The organism is Arsukibacterium sp. UBA3155, from assembly GCA_002364615.1.
GTDB lineage: Bacteria > Pseudomonadota > Gammaproteobacteria > Enterobacterales > Alteromonadaceae > Alishewanella.
On the sequence record DEYP01000023.1, the window covers coordinates 15,424 to 33,601 of the forward strand.

At 50.2% G+C, this 18,178-nt stretch carries 17 protein-coding genes; 11 read left to right on the forward strand and 6 right to left on the reverse strand.

The genetic code is table 11. From position 1 onward, the window contains the following. Position 1: 1 nt before the first annotated feature. From hemC to B2X65_RS10700, 9 genes are all read left to right on the forward strand, one after another. Positions 2–934 (forward strand): hydroxymethylbilane synthase, encoded by a 933-nt coding sequence (gene hemC, locus B2X65_RS10660; RefSeq protein WP_290612509.1) that lies wholly within the window; start codon positions 2–4, stop codon positions 932–934. Then, entirely contained in the window at positions 931–1,683 is a 753-nt protein-coding gene (locus B2X65_RS10665) for a uroporphyrinogen-III synthase (RefSeq protein ID WP_290612510.1), read from the forward strand. The genes hemC and B2X65_RS10665 overlap by 4 nt, the downstream gene beginning before the upstream one ends. Beyond that, complete coding sequence (locus B2X65_RS10670; RefSeq protein WP_290612511.1) at positions 1,680–2,810, forward strand: uroporphyrinogen-III C-methyltransferase; 1,131 nt, start codon at positions 1,680–1,682, stop codon at positions 2,808–2,810. Before B2X65_RS10665 ends, B2X65_RS10670 begins: the two co-directional genes overlap by 4 nt. Continuing rightward, a complete protein-coding gene (locus B2X65_RS10675) occupies positions 2,807–3,886 on the forward strand; it encodes a heme biosynthesis HemY N-terminal domain-containing protein (RefSeq protein ID WP_290612512.1) in 1,080 nt (359 codons plus the stop codon). Before B2X65_RS10670 ends, B2X65_RS10675 begins: the two co-directional genes overlap by 4 nt. Then, positions 3,886–4,389, forward strand: coding sequence for a DNA-deoxyinosine glycosylase (locus B2X65_RS10680; RefSeq protein WP_290612513.1), 504 nt, complete (start codon positions 3,886–3,888; stop codon positions 4,387–4,389). Before B2X65_RS10675 ends, B2X65_RS10680 begins: the two co-directional genes overlap by 1 nt. 364 nt (positions 4,390–4,753) lie before the next feature. Then, a complete protein-coding gene (locus B2X65_RS10685; protein WP_290612514.1) occupies positions 4,754–6,148 on the forward strand; it encodes a Type 1 glutamine amidotransferase-like domain-containing protein in 1,395 nt (464 codons plus the stop codon). 68 nt (positions 6,149–6,216) lie between these two features. Further along, positions 6,217–7,275: a cyanophycinase gene (locus tag B2X65_RS10690; protein WP_290612515.1), complete on the forward strand. Its 1,059-nt coding sequence runs from the start codon at positions 6,217–6,219 to the stop codon at positions 7,273–7,275. A gap of 99 nt (positions 7,276–7,374) precedes the next feature. Next, entirely contained in the window at positions 7,375–8,103 is a 729-nt protein-coding gene (locus B2X65_RS10695) for a cell envelope integrity protein TolA (protein WP_290612516.1), read from the forward strand. A 132-nt stretch (positions 8,104–8,235) separates the two neighbouring features. After that, entirely contained in the window at positions 8,236–9,525 is a 1,290-nt protein-coding gene (locus tag B2X65_RS10700; RefSeq protein WP_290612517.1) for a TonB family protein, read from the forward strand. 37 nt (positions 9,526–9,562) lie between these two features. Here B2X65_RS10700 and B2X65_RS10705 read toward each other — a convergent pair whose 3' ends face one another. From B2X65_RS10705 to ubiD, 4 genes are all read right to left on the reverse strand, one after another. Further along, complete coding sequence (locus B2X65_RS10705; protein ID WP_349678709.1) at positions 9,563–9,970, reverse strand: acyl-CoA thioesterase; 408 nt, start codon at positions 9,968–9,970, stop codon at positions 9,563–9,565. Positions 9,971–10,033: 63 nt separating this feature from the next. After that, positions 10,034–10,759, reverse strand: coding sequence for an NAD(P)H-flavin reductase (gene fre, locus B2X65_RS10710; RefSeq protein ID WP_290612519.1), 726 nt, complete (start codon positions 10,757–10,759; stop codon positions 10,034–10,036). 39 nt (positions 10,760–10,798) lie between these two features. Further along, positions 10,799–11,077, reverse strand: a complete 279-nt coding sequence (locus tag B2X65_RS10715; protein WP_290612520.1) for a 2Fe-2S iron-sulfur cluster-binding protein — start codon at positions 11,075–11,077, stop codon at positions 10,799–10,801. After that, a complete protein-coding gene (gene ubiD, locus B2X65_RS10720) occupies positions 11,074–12,564 on the reverse strand; it encodes a 4-hydroxy-3-polyprenylbenzoate decarboxylase (RefSeq protein ID WP_290612521.1) in 1,491 nt (496 codons plus the stop codon). Before ubiD ends, B2X65_RS10715 begins: the two co-directional genes overlap by 4 nt. 425 nt (positions 12,565–12,989) lie before the next feature. Here ubiD and B2X65_RS10725 point away from each other — a divergent pair, with 425 nt between their 5' ends. Continuing rightward, the gene (locus tag B2X65_RS10725; RefSeq protein WP_290612522.1) at positions 12,990–13,760 is read left to right on the forward strand and encodes an EAL domain-containing protein; all 771 of its coding nucleotides are present in this window, start codon (positions 12,990–12,992) and stop codon (positions 13,758–13,760) included. Positions 13,761–13,801: 41 nt separating this feature from the next. On the opposite strand, the gene B2X65_RS10730 is transcribed toward B2X65_RS10725, so the two are convergent. Next, positions 13,802–16,303 (reverse strand): TonB-dependent receptor plug domain-containing protein, encoded by a 2,502-nt coding sequence (locus B2X65_RS10730; protein ID WP_290612523.1) that lies wholly within the window; start codon positions 16,301–16,303, stop codon positions 13,802–13,804. Positions 16,304–16,517: 214 nt separating this feature from the next. Here B2X65_RS10730 and B2X65_RS10735 point away from each other — a divergent pair, with 214 nt between their 5' ends. Next, the gene (locus B2X65_RS10735) at positions 16,518–17,696 is read left to right on the forward strand and encodes a cystathionine beta-lyase (protein ID WP_290612524.1); all 1,179 of its coding nucleotides are present in this window, start codon (positions 16,518–16,520) and stop codon (positions 17,694–17,696) included. A gap of 40 nt (positions 17,697–17,736) precedes the next feature. On the opposite strand, the gene B2X65_RS10740 is transcribed toward B2X65_RS10735, so the two are convergent. Next, positions 17,737–18,177 carry a hypothetical protein gene (locus tag B2X65_RS10740; protein ID WP_290612525.1) on the reverse strand — a complete coding sequence of 147 codons (441 nt, stop codon included), beginning with the start codon at positions 18,175–18,177 and terminating at the stop codon, positions 17,737–17,739. Position 18,178 lies beyond the last annotated feature (1 nt).

An 18,178-nucleotide genomic window follows, 5' to 3' on the forward strand; every position in this document is an offset into this window, starting at 1 on the left:
CATGAGCCAGGTTGTACGTATAGCCACCCGTAAAAGCGCGCTGGCGCTGTGGCAGGCCGAATTTGTTAAAGCAGAGCTTATCCGCCATCATCCGGCACTGCAGGTAGAGTTGGTGCCGATGTCGACCCAGGGCGATAAAATTCTCGACACCCCGCTGGCGAAAATTGGCGGTAAAGGGTTGTTTGTTAAAGAGCTGGAAACCGCCATTCTGGATGGCCGGGCCGATATTGCCGTACACAGCATTAAAGATGTGCCGGTGGCTTTTCCTGACGGCCTGGTGCTGCAAACCATTTGTCAGCGTGAGGACCCGCGCGATGCGTTTGTATCAAACCAGTTTCAGCAGCTAGAGCAGTTACCTCATGGTGCGGTAGTGGGCACCTCTAGTTTGCGTCGACAATGCCAGTTAAAAGCGTTGCGGCCCGATTTAACCGTGCGCGATTTGCGGGGCAATGTTAACACCCGGCTGGCCAAACTGGATAACGGCGAGTTTGCCGCTATTATTCTGGCTGCCGCGGGTTTAATCAGGCTCGGTTTCGCCGATCGGATTGCCAGCTATATTGAACCAGAGCAAAGTTTACCGGCGAATGGCCAGGGTGCGGTCGGTATTGAATGCCGTAGTAGCGATAACGCGATCCAGCAACTGTTAGCGCCGCTGGAGCACCAGGCTACGCGCTATTGTGTGCTGGCCGAGCGGGCAATGAACCGCCGTTTGCAGGGGGGGTGTCAGGTACCCATCGGCGCCTTTGCTACCCTTAATGGTGAGCAGTTGCATTTACGCGGCCTGGTCGGTTCACTGGATGGCGGTCAGATTATCCGGGCTGAAACAACGGGTGACGCGGCACAAGCAGAGCAGCTGGGCCTGGCTGTGGCGGAGCAGCTACTGGCCCAGGGGGCGGGGGTTATTTTACAGCAGGTGTATCAGGCAAACGCATGATGATCGCCACGCCTTTTTTGATCACCCGGCCAGCAGGTAAGGCCGATAACTTGCTGGCTAGTCTGGACGAGAGAGGCATTGCTTATAGTTATCAGCCACTCATTACAACCCAGCAAGTGGTATTAAAAGCCAAAGACCATGCATTACTGGAACACGCAGAGCTGCTTATTTTTGTCAGTGTCAGTGCGGTACACGCGCTGGAGCAGCAAATCCAGCCGGAGCAACTAAGTGGCCATTTGTTTGCTGTTGGTAGCACCACAGCCAGCGTGTTGCAGCGCTGGAGTGGGCGTGAAGTAATAGTCCCGCACGATCAGCGTAGTGAAGGATTGCTGGCGCTACCACAGTTACAGCAAGTCAAGGGCAGACAAATTGTGGTGGTGCGTGGCAACAGTGGCCGGGAGCTGATTAAGCAGCAATTAATAGCCCGGGGTGCTACCGTTAAGTATGTGCAAAGTTATAACCGGCTACCACTTCCGCTGGACGGGGCCCAGCTGTGGCAGGTGTGGCAGCAACAGCAAGTACGTTGTATTGTAGCCACCAGTAACGAAATTTTGCAGCAGTTGTTTGCCATTATTCCAGAGGGCGGTGTCGCCTGGCTGCAGCAACGGCACTGGTTGCTGGTAAGCCCGCGAATGCAGGAGCAGGCACTGGCTCTGGGTATCAATCCCCAGCAGATAAGCTTGGCAGAAAATGCTAATGATCAGGCGTTGCTGCAGCAAATTATTCAGCTTAAGAAGGAAATATTATGAGTGAACAGGCAGAGTTAACCCCGGCTGAAGAATCAGATGCACCGCTGGAGCAACTAAAACAGCAGCTTGCTGAACAAGAGCAGCGGCCGCCTCGTGGCGGTCGCGCGTTGGCGGCGTTGGCATTGCTATGCTCGTTGTTGATGGCAGCAGCCCTGGTGTGGGCTGTATATTGGTTATGGCCACAGTGGCAACAACTGCAAAGTCAGCAACAGCAGCTGCAACAAGCGCAGCAGGAGATTAGCAGGAACAGTGCTGAACTGCTAAGCAATAACGAGAGCCAGTTACAGCAAAGCCTGAGTCGTCAGCAGCAGAGCGTGAGCGAGTTGACGCAGCAAATAACGGCACAGCAACAACGCCAGCAACAGCAATTGCAGCAGCAAATGCAAGGCGTACGTGAACTGGTGCAGCAAAGCGACGGTGCGCCACCAAGGCACTGGGCACTGGCTGAAATTCAGTTTTTGTTAAAACGGGCGGATTACAGTCTTTGGTTAAATCGGGATATTAACACTGCCAGGCTGTTGCTGCAGCGTGCCAGGCAGCAGCTTGCTGAACTGGATGATGCGTCGCTGATTAATGTGCGTCAAGCCATCGCCGATGATTTAGCGGCGCTGGCCACCATACAAACCCCCGATCTGAGTGCCGTGCATGTCGAGCTGGCGCAAATGCGTAAAACCAGTATGCATTTACCGTTAAAGCAGCAGCATACTGAGCTCAGTGTTACCGTCGCCGAGCCAGAGGGGGAGCTGAAAAACTGGCGCAGCACCTTAAGCTATTACTGGCACAGCAGCTTGCAAAAGTTATTTTCCGCCCGGCTGGCCACACCAGAAGATTATTTCAGCTTAACGGCAGAGCAACAGCTGATGGTAAGGGTTGCTCTGAACCAGCAATTGCTGCTGGCACAACTGGCGGTATTGCAGGGAGAGCCCGCGGTGTATCGCAGCGCATTGCAACAAGCCAGCGATCAGTTGCAGCGTCATTTTCAGGCAGCCGAACCGGCCGTGCAACAACTGAGTGAACAATTGCTGGCGCTGGCGGCCATGCATATCAGCGAGCAACAACTGCCAACACTGCAAAGTAGTGCTCAGCTGCAGGACTACCTGCAAAGCCTGGCGGAGACCGACCTATGATCAAAGCCATTATACTGATCGTTGTGCTGGCGCTGGCCATGTTTTTAGGGCCGGTGGTAACCAATAACCCGGGTTATCTGAAACTGGTGCTGGCCGGCTATGTTATTGAAATGACCGCACTGGGCTTTGTAATCGTGTTAACGGTTACTCTGCTGGCAATTATGCTGGTAGTAAAGTTGTTAAAGTACCTGTTGCGGATCCAGCACGGCTCATTTAATTTTTTCCGCTCACGGCGGCAGAAAAAAGCGCAGCAGGCCTTTGCTAATGGCTTACATGCTTACGCGAGGCGCCAATGGCCAAAGGCTGCCAGCGAGCTTCAGCTAGCGCTGCAAGCGGGAGGCTTTAGCGATGAAAAGCGTTTCCTGGCAGCTTATGCGGCGTTTTATGCCGGTGATTACCAACAAGCTAACACACTGCTAGCCGAACTGGCTGCAGATGACCCAAACCGCCAATACCTTGAGGCCGATATGTTATTGCACCAGGGTCAGACTCGTCAGGCAGTGGTGATCCTCGAGGCCTTGTTGCAGCAGCCGCCGGTTGATGCAGCGCTCGGCCAGTTATACTTGCGCGCACTACAGCAGGCGGGCCTCTGGCAACCGTTGCTGAGCGCTGCAGGGCGTGCTGCTACAGAGCATTGGTTTGATAAACACAGCTGGCAACTACAACGTTTTGCTATTTACCCTCAAGCCGTTCGGCATTTAGCAGGCGAGGCTGGCTTTGACCAACAGCAGGATTACTGGCAAGCCTTACCTGCAAAAGAGCGCAAGTCGGCAGCCGCGGCTGTTGGCTTAGCCTGGGCTGAAGCGAATGCCGGGCACCCTGACGCAGCAGAAAAGCGCCTGGTGGCGGCGTTGTCGCTGACCGATGTGGCACCGGCATGGCCACATTTACGGCAGATAACGCTTGGCCGTTCGGTGTTAAGATTACGCAAGCAGGTTCAGCACTGGCTGCGCGATAACCCCAGCAATGGCTATCTGTATGCTGTTTTGGCGTATCTGGCCGAGCAGGAAGGTGAACCGCAACAGGCGCAGCAAGCCTGGCAAAAAGCCCGGCAGTACCAGCCCGAACTGCGTTAATGGCAGAGGGGATATCCTGCCTGGCGGCGGTGGCGCGACCCGATGCCAGATTGTTAATTCTGGGTAGCATGCCAGGCGAAAAGTCGCTGCAACAGCAGCAATATTATGCCCATCCCCGCAACGCGTTCTGGCCAGTGATGTCCAGCTTACTTGAGCTTGAATCCGGGCTAAGTTATGCCGCGCGGCTGCAGGCTTTGCTGAACCGGCAGATAGCACTATGGGATGTGCTTGGTTATTGCCAGCGCAAGGGTAGTCTGGATAGTGCCATCAGTGCCGAGCAGCCAAACGACTTTGCTGAATTTATGCAGCGACATAGCAAGGTGACTGCTATCGCTTTTAACGGTGCTAAAGCCTGGCAAAGTTTCCGGCGTTATGTTCTCAAAACTCAGCACTTACCTGAAACACTACAGCTTATTCCGCTGCCCTCCACCAGCCCGGCCCACGCCAGTCTTAGCTTTGCCGGTAAGTTACAACAGTGGCAGCAACTTACTCCCTATCTATAAACGCAAATACCTGTGCCAGCTATCTCTCTGGTTTTTTACATCAATCCAAATGTTTTCTTGACAGATCTGTAAATCAGCACAATATTGAATAGTAATTAAACCGTCATCATGCTGTGTTATGAACCCACGCTTATGAAAAAACTATTATGCAGAGCCAGTAAATTACTGAGGTCGGTTGCCAAACCGACTAATCTGCATAGCAATTTGCATGAGTGCTCCACCGACTATCACCTGTCTGAGTGGTTCGACGAATAGACCCCACCCTCTGAGTAAGCTCCAAAATCTTTTGCAAGGCGTTTTGCCGTGCGAAGAAACCTGGCCTGTTGGCCATTTCCTATAACAAAACTACATGCAGGAAGTAAAAATGAAAGCACTAAGTCTGTTAGGCGTCGTTGCGCTATTGCTTTGTGGCAATGCGCAGGCCTGTTTAATCCAGGAAAGCGAAAATAATAATAATGAAAGTGCTGCCGATGGCCCGCTGTGCAGTGATGTCGCCGTGCAGGGCGCCATTGGCAGCCGCACCGATCAGGACTGGTTTTACTTTGACACCAGTTCTGCCGGTAATATTTCGGTAAGCCTTAGCCATGCCAATAATGACGATTTTGATTGGTTCTTATACCGCGCCAGTGGCAGTTACATTGCCTCTGGCCAAAGCAGTGCTAATCCGGAAACAGGTACCTATGTTGACTCTCCAGCCGGCGCCCATTTTATTAAAGTGAGCCGCTACAGCGGTACCGGTAGTTACCAGTTAACCGTTAATTTTAGCGGAGCGGGTGGTGGAACCACGGATCCTGAGCCAGAGCCTGAACCGGAAAATTGCAATTACGGCAGTCGTCCGGCAAAGCCCGGTGGCTTATCAGCAACCTTGCTGGGCAGTAGTACCGATGTTTGTATCAGTTTATTCAACCCGGCATTGTTATTGATGGGCGGAGGTGCTGATGTGGATGCGGCCTTCGTCAACCGGATTAAACCCCATATAAACGGCGGCAATGTGGTGGTACTGCGTACCTCTGGTACGGCAGCTTATAACGACTATTTACAGGGTTTAACTGACGCGGCTTCAGTAGAAACCTTAATTATAAATACCCGGACCAAAGCCAACAGTGACTATGTCGACTGGGCAATTCGCAGTGCCGAGTTTGTCTTTATTGCCGGTGGTGACCAAGCTGATTATCTGAACCAGTGGCAGGGTACCAGGGTGCAGAATGCGCTAATGCACGTTTATAACAAAGGTGGTGCTTTGGGTGGTACGTCGGCGGGTAACCATGTATTGGGCGAGTTTATCTATGATCCGGATGGGGTTCTGGGTGCAATAAGCTCTGAAGCTGTTACCGATTTTTGCCATGAAACGGTTAATATCAGCAGCAACTTTCTTGGTTTGCCGCTCTTGGATGGCATTATTACCGATACCCATTTTAAACAGCGTGATCGGATGGGCCGCTCGGCAGTATTTCAGGCCAAATTGGGAAGTTCAAGCCGGGTAGTGGCGGTATCAGAGGCAACTTCGCTGTTTGTCACGGCAGACGGTAACAGTGTGGTTGATGGTAGCCACGAGGTATACGTTTTGCGCGCCGACAGTCAGACCCAGTATCAGCAAGCCAGTTGTGGCCAGCCTGTAATTATTAACAACTTACTGCGTTATAAGCTGTTACCCGGTCAGAGCTACAACCTGCTGAACAATAGCAGCAGTGTCAGCCCAACGCGGCTGAGCATCGATGGTCGTAGTGGTAGTTTCTACAATCCGGCTAATCCTTATTAAGCCAGCTTTAGTAGAGAAATACAGCTTGCTATCCTGAGGTGGCAAGCTGATTAAAAGGTTAAGCAAAGATGAAATATTATATGATGTCACTACTGTTATTGTTAGCCGGTTGCAGCCAGCAAGGTTCAGGCACAGACGCTGTCCCAGCGCTGGGCGCATTAGCGAATGCAGAACAATGTGGCTTTGGGCCGCGGCCAGCAAAACCGGGAGTATTGCAGCGATATGCCGTTGGCTACAACGAAGATGTTTGTGTGCCGCTGGTACCCGCTGATGCTGGTATTATTCTGATGGGCGGCAGTACTGACGTAGACAGCATTTTTAGCGACAAAGTACGCCCTTATATCCAGGGTGGCAACGTACTGGTGTTACGCACTCAGGGCGCTGCCGGCTATAACGATTATTTCTTACACTTACTGCAGGCCGCTTCGGTGGAAACGTTGCTGGTTGATAGCAGAGATAAAGCCAATAGCGACTATGTGCGATGGGCAGTACAAAGTGCCGAGTTTATCTGGTTTGCTGGAGGGGATCAGTCTACTTATATTTCAAATTGGCAAAATACTGCGTTGCAACAGGCACTGCATGCTGCTTATCAGCGCGGCGCCATTATTGGTGGCACTTCGGCGGGCAATACCATTCTCAGTAGTATTATTTATAATCCTGATGGCGTTGGCAGTGCGGTGTCACAAGAGGTGGTACAAGATTTTTGTGATACCAATATTGCGTTCAGCCCCGATTTTTTAAACGCGCCAATGCTGGGTAATACCCTTGCCGATACCCATTTTAAACAACGCGACAGAATGGGCCGGCTTATGGTGTTTCTTGGTCACCACCAGCAACATCTGCTAACGGGTATTGGCGTGTCAGAGCGCACAGCGTTATGGGTAGAACGTAATGGCCATACTGAAGTTTTCGGCGAACATGAGGTCTACATAGTACGCTCTGATCAACAAACGATGTTCCGGCAAACGGAATGTGCAAAACCGGTAATTATTGATGATATGTTGTACTACACATTGCGCGCCGGCAACCATTATCACCTGTTTAACCATACCAGCTCGGTGCCGCCGAGCAGGCTGAGTATTAATGGCAATAACAGTGTCTTTTATAGCCCGGCTAATCCTTATTAACTAATAGAAAACTGTCGCTAAGTTAATACCGCAACGAAACTAATTGCTGCCATCAGGGTCTGAGACTGACCTAACAGTTTCACCCCTGGGCAGCAATTTTTGGCAGCTGTTACACACCCTTTACAGCGCTTGATCAGTGAATATGGCAACGCGGTTTTGCTGGCCGTTTTACTGCATATCGTCATTCTGGCGTTGCTGCTAACATCAAAATTCAGCGAGCCTGCTGCGTCGCCGGTCGCTGAGCCCATAATATCTTTCCTGTATCAGCCGCAGCCCGCTGCAAAACAGTCCCCTGAAGCCACTCTGCCGGACAATCCATTGACGGATGAGCAAAGAATAGCCGATGAATTGATCGAGCAGACTATTGTCAGAGATGGTAGCGCAGGAAGCTCGCGGCCAGAATTAAATCCGCCCACGATAACGCCAGATGTCGCTGGCCACATTACCCGTTCAGCTGATGACCAAACGTTAGTTCAAGGAAAAGGCCTGGCGCAACGAGCACTGAACCAAGTCGCAAAACCAGACTACGCAGCAATCGATCGCGCTGCATCGGCCAGCTATCAGCAGTTTTTACAAAGACAACAACCGCGGCTAACGGTGGATAAAAAGCACTGGCCGGTTAGTGAGAACCCGGCACAACAGGTAATTGCCCAGCTGGATGACGGTCGGCAGATTGTTCGTATCAGAAAAGGGGTTTGCGTTGTGGGCGACCCAATGCTGGATGGTTTTGAAGCGCTGATGGCGGCAAAAAAAATGCCATGCGGCGATGAAATAAAAACCAGTGAACTGCTAAAGCAGGCATTAGACAAACATATCAAAAAGCTGTGAACACCTGCTAGCCAGCATTGATGAATGTCTTTGTAATCGGTCCTGACATCACTTATATTGCTTGTAAACGGGCGGTAAATTGTCTTGGAGCAAAAAATGGTAAGAGTATGGTTGGCTATTGTTGGCGTTTTGATGACTAGCCCACTGCGGGCAGACTGGTTACAGGCAGTGAAAGCTCACCAAACTCAGAATTACGCGTTGGCGAAAGTACAATTCACCCAATTAATCCCATATGGAAATAAAGATGCCGCCTTTAATCTCGCTACGATGCATTTGTACGGCGAGGGTATCGCTGTTGACTACAGTATGGCATTAGCTTACTTCAAACTTGGCGCGGCACTGGGACATACAAATACAGTAGAAGTCATAGCACAATTGCAGCAAAACCTGGACGATACACAGTTAGCCAGAGCAGATCAGGAATTAGTAAAGTTACAACACGTTGCCAGGTGGTGGCTATTGCCACATAGCAGCAATATTGATGCAGTTTTATCACCGTCGCCCATTAAACGAGAAGCACCGCTTTACCCTTTAAATGCCTACCGCACTGGTGCAATTGGCTACGTTACACTGCGTTTTCTCGTCGATGAGCAAGGCGTCGTGAAAACTGCGAAGGTTATGGATGCATTCCCGGAAAAGACGTTTGACCAAAGTGCGTTGCGTGCATTAAAAACCTGGCGGTATGAGGCAACGGGTGCAAAGCAAATACTCACCACTCGACTTGACTATTCGCTTAACGAGGAGTTGAACATTGATGCGGTAGAGTTACTCATAGAACAGCATCAACTTTGGCGTGGCGCGTTATTGGGATCGGCCCAGCATCAGTTTTTACTTGGAAGTTTGTTGCAACTGTTAGATACCCAAAAAGTAAAGCTAAGCGTTATCGATAATGACATGCCGGTCAGCGCCAAGCTTGATTTGTCAGCATTCAGGACAATGAGCCAGGTAACAGCGGATTTTTCCGGTTTTGTCGGCAATGCAGAAGTGCGGGTTGCAGAAGATGGCACCATCATTGAGCTGCTAAGAACTGACTTTTCAGATGAAAATAAGCTGCAAACGCTGATTGGCTTAAAGTTAACGGGAACATTGGAGTCGGATGTTTATCGTCTCAACAGGTCAGCTGAACGGCAGACAGAGTCTGTACTTGTTATGCCAATAATGACAATACCACCCAGTTTAACCGCTCGGTTCTGGTGGGACAAAGCTGCCAGAAACGGCAGTAAGGCTGCGCAACGGATTGTGGCGCCTCACGACCAACGCTGGGAACATATTTTGGTTGAGGAGCAAGATGCTGAAGCGATGGCATGGGCAGGCAGTAGGATGCTACTTGAAGGCGATCGCGAGGCGGGACTCGCGTTACTTGAAGCGGCAATTGCTAAACAATACACACCTGCGCTGGAGCTAAAAAGACTGCTTATGTAACATCGCTTAAAATAGCGGCACGCAGCCGCTATTTTAGTTATTCCTGCAGATGTTGCTCCAGCCGCTGTTTTAATTCGCCGTCAATAACCACCGGCTTACCGGTTTTTTGATCCAGGCAAACAATGGTCACCTGGGCATCAGCGGCAATGGCATCTTTGCCGGCAATCCGCACTTCCTGTGTAACCACGGCGCTTTTGCCACCAATTTTGCTAAAGCGAGTAAATACTTGCAAGGTGTCGCCCATAGTGGCCGCTACCCGGTAATTAATATTAATGTTAACAATTATCCACGCCAGGTTATGTCTGGCAAACCACTCGATATCGCCACTGTCTTCCAGATAGCCCCAACGAGCTTCTTCCAGAAATTCCAGATAACGCGCATTGTTTACATGCTGATAAATGTCTAAATGATAACCGCGTACTTTTATTAAGGTTTGGTGAGTCATATCCGGGCTCTGTCTGTGTTTCGGGTGCAATTATTGTGGCATATCGCCACTGGCCAAACCAGTCTAAATATAAGCAAAAGCATCAGCAAACATATACTCGCGATGAGCGCCTTGTTCTGTGAAGGCATCGCGGGCTATTCCGGCCATGGCAAAAGGGCCGGCAATATAAATATCGTAGGCCTCCAATGACACAAAGTCTGCTAGTACGGCTTCATGTACCAGACCGGTGCGGCCCTGCCAGTCAGCAGAGGGTTGCTGTACTACCGGGATAAAGCGGAACTGTTTACTGCTACTGGCCCACTGCTGCAGCTGTTGCTGGTAATATAAAGCGTCTTCTGAGCGAACACCCCAGTACAAATATACCGGCTGGCTGGTGTTGGCTGCACGTAACGCCTGGGCAATGGCATAAACGTAGGAAAAACCAGTGCCTCCTGCCAGTAATATCACCGGTCGTTTGCTATTTTCACGAAGCTGCGCCTGGCCCAGACCAATTTCTGCCATTACCGGTAAGCCCGCCTGAAATTGCTGCTCAATATGGGTCAGGGCTGCGCTTGACCAGGTATCACCTGCCGGTGTGCCAATATGCAATTCCAGCAGGTTGCTGCTGGCAATGCTGGCAATCGAAAAAGGGCGTTTATCGGCAGCACTTAACACCAGTTGCAAATAGTGGCCGGCACGGTAATCAACCGCCTGCTCAGGGCTTAACACGACTTTGCTGATACCTGAGGTCAGCGCTGCTACCGAATGTATCTTGCAGGCAATAGCAGAGGTGTTGGCAGTGTTGGTCATAAAACTCTCATGTTCTGGTGGCGTATTGGTTAACGGTAATTAGCCACTGATAAAAGGGTGGTGCAATACTACATCGCTTACCGGGTATGCCAGGCAACAATAAGTAAACTGCTGTTGTTTGTCTACTTCAGTCAGTGGTTGTGGCTCGTTGTAGCGCACTTTACCGCTTTTTAACTTGCAGACGCAGCTGGTGCAAACGCCCTGGCGACAGCGGTTTGGAAAATCTATACCACTGCGTAGTGCCGCGCCAAGAATGGTTTCGCCGTCCTGTACGGCAAAGCTAAGCTTTGCAGGAACCACTGTTACGGTAAAACTCACAGCGTAGTGTCCTTTGAGGGCAACACAATGCCCAGGCTGTCCCAGATGGAATCTACCCGTTGTTTAGTCTGCGAGTCCATAACAATGGGTTCGCCCCATTCGCGCGTGGTTTCGCCCGGCCATTTGTTGGTGGCATCCATCCCCATTTTTGATCCAAGGCCGGACACTGGCGAGGCAAAATCCAAATAGTCAATCGGCGTATTTTCTATCAGGGTGGTGTCTCGGGCCGGGTCCATCCGTGTGGTAATGGCCCAGATAACATCCTGCCAGTCGCGGGCGTTAATATCGTCATCGCAGACAATCACAAACTTGGTATACATAAACTGGCGTAAATAAGACCAGACGCCCATCATTACCCGTTTGGCATGGCCAGGGTACTGCTTTTTCATGGTAACTACTGCCAACCGGTATGAGCAACCCTCAGGGGGCAGGTAAAAGTCGGTTATTTCCGGAAACTGTTTTTGCAGTATCGGCACAAACACTTCATTTAATGCCACGCCCAGAATAGCCGGTTCATCTGGCGGCCGGCCAGTATAAGTGCTGTGATAAATCGGGTCTTTTCGCATGGTAATGTGGGTCACGGTAAATACCGGAAAGCTGTCTACTTCGTTGTAATAACCGGTATGGTCACCATAAGGGCCTTCTGGTGCCATTTCACCCGGTGCAATATAGCCTTCCAGTACTATTTCGGCACTGGCCGGCACCTGCAAATCGTTGCTGATACATTTAACCACTTCGGTATTATCACCGCGCAGCAAGCCGGCGAAACCGTATTCTGACAAGGTATCCGGTACGGGCGTCACAGCGCCAAGAATAGTCGCCGGATCGGCACCTAATGCGACAGACACCGGATAGTTTTCTCCCGGATTGGCTTTTTGAAACTCATAGAAATCCAGTGCACCACCGCGATGCGATAACCAGCGCATAATCAGTTTGTTTTTGGCCAGCACTTGCTGGCGGTAGATGCCTAAATTTTGCCGCGCTTTGTGCGGCCCTTTAGTGACGGTTAAGCCCCAGGTAATTAAGGGTGCCGCATCGCCCGGCCAACAGGTCATTACCGGCAGCTGGCTTAAATCAACCTGATCACCACTTAGCACTATTTGCTGGCAGGGCGCTTTTTTTACCTGTTTCGGTGACATATTCAGCACTTGTTTGAATAACGGCAGCTTACTAAACGCGTCTTTCAGGCCTTTTGGTGGCTCGGGCTCTTTTAAAAAAGCCAGCAGCTTTCCCACTTCCCGAAGTGCAGAGACATTTTCCTGGCCCATACCCAGTGCCACCCGTTGCGGCGTGCCAAACAGGTTGGCCAGTACCGGCATACTGTAGCCTTTGGGGTTTTCAAATAAAATAGCCGGGCCGCCTGCTCGCAGGGTGCGATCGGCAATTTCGGTCATTTCCAGTACCGGGTCTACTTCTGCGGTTACCCGCACCAGTTCACCGCGCTGTTCTAACTGACTGATAAAATCACGTAGGTCTTTATATTTCATACTTGGCATCAGGCCCTGTAGGGTATTGCCGGCTATTATACAGCTCTGGCTTGCGCTTGCCAGTTTTGGCCTGCTATGCGGCTGGTTTGGCAAAGTAGCGGGCTTATCATAGCGGCAGGTTAGTCAACGCAGAGTGATACGATGGCCCAGCAGAAAGGGGTTATAAAATTTCAATTTAATTATGCAGCAACAGCGCATTTTTGCTATGCCAGGCCATGAAAATGGCGTCGTAGCTTTTAGGCCTTCAGCAGAGCAAGCCGCTCAGTGTTCAATTTGAGTTTATGCTTTGGCTCTTGGTCTTGGTCTTGGTCTTGGTCTTGGTCTTGATGTTGCGGCAGATTGACGTTTTTACCGATCTTTAGTTGGTAATAACGCTGAAAAATCGCTAAAGTTTATCTGGGTTTTTTTAAGATTTAAGGTTGTTGATGGATTTTCCTGCTCAAATTAAACAACAAACCTGCAGCGACTGTTTAAGTGGTCAGTCGTTAGGTTTTCAGATCCGCATGGCATTTCAGCCGATAATCGATTGGAAGTATCAGGTTATCTGTGGCTATGAAGCCTTGGTGCGAGGCCCACAAGGTCAGGGGGCTGGCTGGGTGTTTGAGCACATTAACGACGATAACAAGTATTATTTTGACCAGGCTTGCCGGGTAAAAGCAATTGAAACGGCCGCTAAGTTAGGCTGCAGCACTTATTTGAATATCAATTTTTTACCCAATGCGGTCTACAATCCGGAAACCTGTATTAAAGCGACCATTGAAGCGGCAGATTTATACGGGTTCGATTTAACCAAATTGGTATTTGAAGTGACTGAAGGTGAACAAATTCCGGATAAAGATCATTTAAACCGGATTTTCCGCAGTTATGCAAAGCGTGGTTTTAAAACCGCCATTGATGACTACGGTGCGGGTTACGCCACGCTCGACTGGCTGGTTGAGCTTAAGCCTCATATCTTAAAACTGGATATGGAACTGATCCGCAATATTCAGAGCAACCCGGCTAAACAGTTTATTATTGAACAAACCATTGCCCAGTGTGAGTTACAAGGCACCCTGGTACTGGCCGAAGGGGTAGAAACCAAGGTGGAGCTGGATTGCTTATTGGGCCTGGGTATTCGTTATTATCAGGGCTACTATTTTGCAAGGCCGGAACTGGAACGGCTAATTACCACCGCTGAGCTTAACGGTCTGAAATAACCAAGGCGCAAAGCGCCTTGGTTTTTGCTTAAACCCCCTCGTTAAAAATCGTAACTTACCCGTCCATACACCAGCCGGCCAGAGCGGCCATAGGGTGAATAGTTAGAAAACGGCGTGTTGCCGGTACCGTTTAAATTAATGGGAAAGGCATCCGGGTATTCGTCTAACAGGTTATCGGCGCCAAATGCCAATTTCATATTATCGGTTAGCTGATAGCGTGCTTCCACATCAATTAAGGTTGCTGCATCCAGGGTAAAATCATTGGCGGGGTTGGCGTTAGGCGTTAACACCTCACCGTAGCGGGTTGCCCGGAAAGTGGCACCAAAGCGGTCTAAACTCCAGTTAACATGCGCACCTAACTTGTTTTTTGGGTTACCTTTTTCAAAGGTCAGCACATTCACCCTGCCAAACAGTTCCGGCGCCGGATCAAGCGCCGACAACTCGGCTGTTTCTGGTGTGCTGGTAACATCAGTACTGTTAACGTTTGCCACCAAAGTTAAGTCAAAGCGGCCCATATCTGCAGTAAAAACCGGATAATTGGCAACAATATCAATGCCCTGCGTTTCGGTATCGACGCCATTGATAAAGAAGCGACCGCCACCAATACCAATTAACCCCAGTGACTCCAGATAGGCACGCACGTTAGGCTGGGTCAGGTTTTCTGATAACACTATTCTGTCGTCAATATTAATCTGATAGCCATCAATGGTTAAGGTTAAATCTCCAAGCCGGAATACCGCACCGAGCGAAAGATTAATGGACTCTTCAGCATCCAGCGGGCTTGAACCTAACGCTATAGCCGCCGGATCGTTAACCGGGAAGGTCGTAATATCGAACGGGATACCACCAATAAAGTTTGTCGACGTACTGGTAAAATATTGTTGTTGCAATGATGGTGCCCTGAATCCGTTCTGGACGCTGCCACGCAAACCAACGCTGTCACTGACATCGTAACGCAGTGCCAGTTTGCCGGTAACATTGTTACCAAAATCAGAATAGTCCTCTGCCCTCAAGGCTACCGAACCCAGCAGGTTATCTGTAACGTTGGCTTCTAAGTCAACATATACGCCGATTGCCCGCCGGCTCTCGTCAACGGCATTGGCAGGCCTGAAACCCGGAAATACCTGAGCGCCAGACTGGGTTGGATTGCCGTTAGGCAACAACACGCCGCCATTACGATAGGAGTCAGGTTCACCGGCGAAGATAGAGTAGCCTTCGCGCCGAATTTCAATACCAGTGGCCAGGTTAACTGGCGATGCAAAACTGGCAACATCAAAAGAGGTTACACCCGATAGGTTAAACACCCACTGGTCGTAATCAAAACCACCGGCATCAAACTCGGTTTTGCTGCTGGGGCCAATGGAGCGGTTTACGGTGTTTTCGATGGTAAAGGCCATTTCATTCATGCCGTAAACCACAGAGGCATCCATACTCCACTCGGCCAGCTCCCATTCATAACCAACGGCAAAACTGGTGTCGGTTACCTCAGGTGCAATAATGGGTAAAAAGCCGTCCGGGTGAACTTCAATCACATTGCGGTCATCCTGGGCCCGCCGGTAAAAGCCGCCAGAGCGGGCTGAGCGATCCTGAAAGCTGGCCCAGCCATAAAGTTTGCCATCGTCTAACATCATGCCGGCGTTGGTAAACAAGGTAAATTGCTGCAGTTCCGGCTCGCCGTACCAGGCGTTAAAACGTTCAATTGTTTGCTCGCGGGGATCATACTCGCCGTCAATTAATGGGTATTGCTGGCGGTAATCGTAACCGCCGCGCTCGGTGCGCTCTGCATCTTTAATTTCTGCAGCCAGGGTAAGGTAACCATTGTTCGGCAGGGCAAAGCCTTTCCAGCCTGATAGATTGAGAGTTTCACCATCATTGACACTGCGTTTTATCTCGCCAGGTGCACTCCAGGTGGCGTTGGCTGGTGGCGGGGTAGTGGGCACTGTATATTCTGAATCCCGATAACCATAAGACAAACTAACACTGCCGCCTTCGCTGGCGTCACGCAGCCTAACGTTAATTACCCCGGCAATAGCATCCGAGCCGTATTGAGCTGAAGCGCCATCGCGAAGAACTTCAACACTGCGAATGGCAGCGGTAGGTATGGTATTCAAATCGACTGCCGAGCTGCCGCGGCCCACGGTGCCGTTAACATTTACCAGTGAAGCGGCATGGCGCCTTTTGGAATTAACCAGCACCAGCGATTGGTCCGGGCCAAGGCCACGTAAGGTGGCGGGACGAATGGTATCAGTACCATCTGCCAGGCCAGGGCGTGGAAAATTAAACGATGGCAACGCCACAGATAATACCTGATTCAGCTCGGTAGAACCGGAACGCTCCAGTGTTTCCACGCTAACAATATCAATCGGTACTGCAGTATCATCCACCGAGCGTCCGGCTACCCGGGTGCCGGTAACCACAATTTGTTCAATTTTTTGTTCGTCAGCGTTTGGGTTGCTGTTTTCCTGCGCCTGCGCCAGCATGGCGGGGCTAAGTAAAGCAGTACTGATCGCCAGTACCAGAGGGTGTAGTGCAGCACTGCGCATAGTTAACTCCTTGTTGTTATCTTTAAACCGTAGGTGGCGGCAGAACGCTTGTCAAACTTCTGCAAACTTTGTTTTTATGATGCAATACTGTTGTTAACAGCGAAGCGATCAGCAGGCTGTGTTTTAGTATCGTGATCTTTTAGTAAAAACAGGTTAGCATGCTACAGACATCCAGATGTCTTATCTATCCAACTAAGGTCGCAGTGGGGTAAAAATGCATAAAAACACTAAACTTATCGATGCCGGCCGGGCAAAAAAATATACCGGCTATGCGGTAAATCCGCCGGTTGTGCGGGCGTCTACTATTGTTTTCGATACCTTCAGCGAACTGAAACAAGCCACCTTGCAACGCGGCAACCGGGTGCCTTTTTATGGCCGGCGTGGCACCGATACCCATTTTGCCTTGCAAGAGGCGATTTGCGAGCTCGAAGGCGGGGCAGGTTGTGCGTTGTACCCTTGTGGTGCCGCCGCGGTAAGCGGTGCCTTGCTGGCTTTTTTAAAAAGCGGGGATCATCTGCTGATGGTCGATAGCGTATACGAACCCACCCGGGCATTGTGTGATAAGTTGCTCAAAGGCTACGGTATCGAAACCAGCTATTATGATCCGCAAATTGGCAGTGCTATCGAAGGTTTAATTAAAGCCAACACCAAAGTTATTTTTCTGGAGTCTCCAGGCTCTCTTACTTTTGACATACAGGACATACCGGCCATTTGCGCGGTGGCGCAGCAGCGCGATTTAGTCACTATTTTAGACAATACCTGGGCGTCGCCCATTTTATGCCAGCCGTTTCAGTTGGGAGTAGATATCTCCATTCAGGCAGCCACTAAGTATATAGTGGGTCATTCCGATGTCATGCTGGGAACTGCCAGTGCGAATGAAAAACATTGGCCTCAGTTGCGTGAACACAGTTATTTAATGGGTTATTGCGCCTCAGCCGATGATGCCTACACCGCACTGCGCGGGTTGCGCACCTTAGCGGTACGCCTGCAGCAGCACGAGCAAAGCGCCCTGACTATTGCTAACTGGCTTACACAACGGCCAGAGGTTGAGGCGGTTTTACATCCGGCACTGCCCAGCCATCCGGGCCATGCTATTTTTCAGCGTGATTTCTGCGGCAGCAATGGCTTGTTTTCCTTTGTGTTAAAACAGGGCAATCAACAGCAGGTAGCGGCATTTATTGAGGGCATGCAGCATTTCAAAATGGGCTTTTCATGGGGCGGCTATGAAAGCTTAGTAACGGCGACCATGGCGTTGCAAAAGCTACGTACGGCCAGCACCTGGCCATACCAGGGGCCGCTTATCAGATTACATATCGGGCTGGAGCATGTCGATGATTTATTGGCAGATTTAACAGCTGCGTTTGTCAGGTTTAACGAAGCGGCATTAGCTTAGCAGCAAACTAGACCGAGGTTAGCGTGCCAGCAGTGGTGCATTAACTTTTTAACGCATGAAGTTGTTTTTTTGTGTTTTGGACATGCTTAGCCAAGGCGTTGAGCAATGATTTGAAGTCTGCCGACTGTTCTGCCAAAGAGCTTTGGTTCAATACCTCAGCAAGTTCTTGTTCTTTATCCAGGCATCTGTCCAAAATCGAATTTGTTGAGTCACTTGAAAATAATTTCGTAATTTCTCCACCAAGTTGCTGCATAAATTCTTTATCGGGATCGGGTTTGGCCGGTAATTCACCTAATTGTCTTACGACATTTTCAAATGGTTCGATGTAGGTTGCTCGTTCGTTGGCAATTTCATCAAGGCTGTTTTGCAGATTTTGCTCAGCTAACAACTCCGCCATTGCACGATAATAATCTCGTGTTTCGATAACGAGTTTCAGCATTTTCAGGCTGTCAGCCTGATTGTCAGAACGTATTATTGACATA

Excerpts from the sequence above, each read along its gene's own strand:
- B2X65_RS10730 (WP_290612523.1), bottom strand. The coding sequence starts at position 16,303 with ATGCGCAGTGCTGCACTACACCCTCTGGTACTGGCGATCAGTACTGCT.
- B2X65_RS10705 (WP_349678709.1), bottom strand. The coding sequence starts at position 9,970 with ATGACTCACCAAACCTTAATAAAAGTACGCGGTTATCATTTAGACATT.
- B2X65_RS10670 (WP_290612511.1), top strand. The coding sequence starts at position 1,680 with ATGAGTGAACAGGCAGAGTTAACCCCGGCTGAAGAATCAGATGCACCG.
- B2X65_RS10675 (WP_290612512.1), top strand. The coding sequence starts at position 2,807 with ATGATCAAAGCCATTATACTGATCGTTGTGCTGGCGCTGGCCATGTTT.
- B2X65_RS10685 (WP_290612514.1), top strand. The coding sequence starts at position 4,754 with ATGAAAGCACTAAGTCTGTTAGGCGTCGTTGCGCTATTGCTTTGTGGC.
- fre (WP_290612519.1), bottom strand. The coding sequence starts at position 10,759 with ATGACCAACACTGCCAACACCTCTGCTATTGCCTGCAAGATACATTCG.
- hemC (WP_290612509.1), top strand. The coding sequence starts at position 2 with ATGAGCCAGGTTGTACGTATAGCCACCCGTAAAAGCGCGCTGGCGCTG.
- B2X65_RS10725 (WP_290612522.1), top strand. The coding sequence starts at position 12,990 with ATGGATTTTCCTGCTCAAATTAAACAACAAACCTGCAGCGACTGTTTA.
- B2X65_RS10690 (WP_290612515.1), top strand. The coding sequence starts at position 6,217 with ATGAAATATTATATGATGTCACTACTGTTATTGTTAGCCGGTTGCAGC.
- B2X65_RS10700 (WP_290612517.1), top strand. The coding sequence starts at position 8,236 with ATGACTAGCCCACTGCGGGCAGACTGGTTACAGGCAGTGAAAGCTCAC.
- ubiD (WP_290612521.1), bottom strand. The coding sequence starts at position 12,564 with ATGAAATATAAAGACCTACGTGATTTTATCAGTCAGTTAGAACAGCGC.
- B2X65_RS10735 (WP_290612524.1), top strand. The coding sequence starts at position 16,518 with ATGCATAAAAACACTAAACTTATCGATGCCGGCCGGGCAAAAAAATAT.
- B2X65_RS10680 (WP_290612513.1), top strand. The coding sequence starts at position 3,886 with ATGGCAGAGGGGATATCCTGCCTGGCGGCGGTGGCGCGACCCGATGCC.
- B2X65_RS10665 (WP_290612510.1), top strand. The coding sequence starts at position 931 with ATGATGATCGCCACGCCTTTTTTGATCACCCGGCCAGCAGGTAAGGCC.
- B2X65_RS10740 (WP_290612525.1), bottom strand. The coding sequence starts at position 18,177 with ATGTCAATAATACGTTCTGACAATCAGGCTGACAGCCTGAAAATGCTG.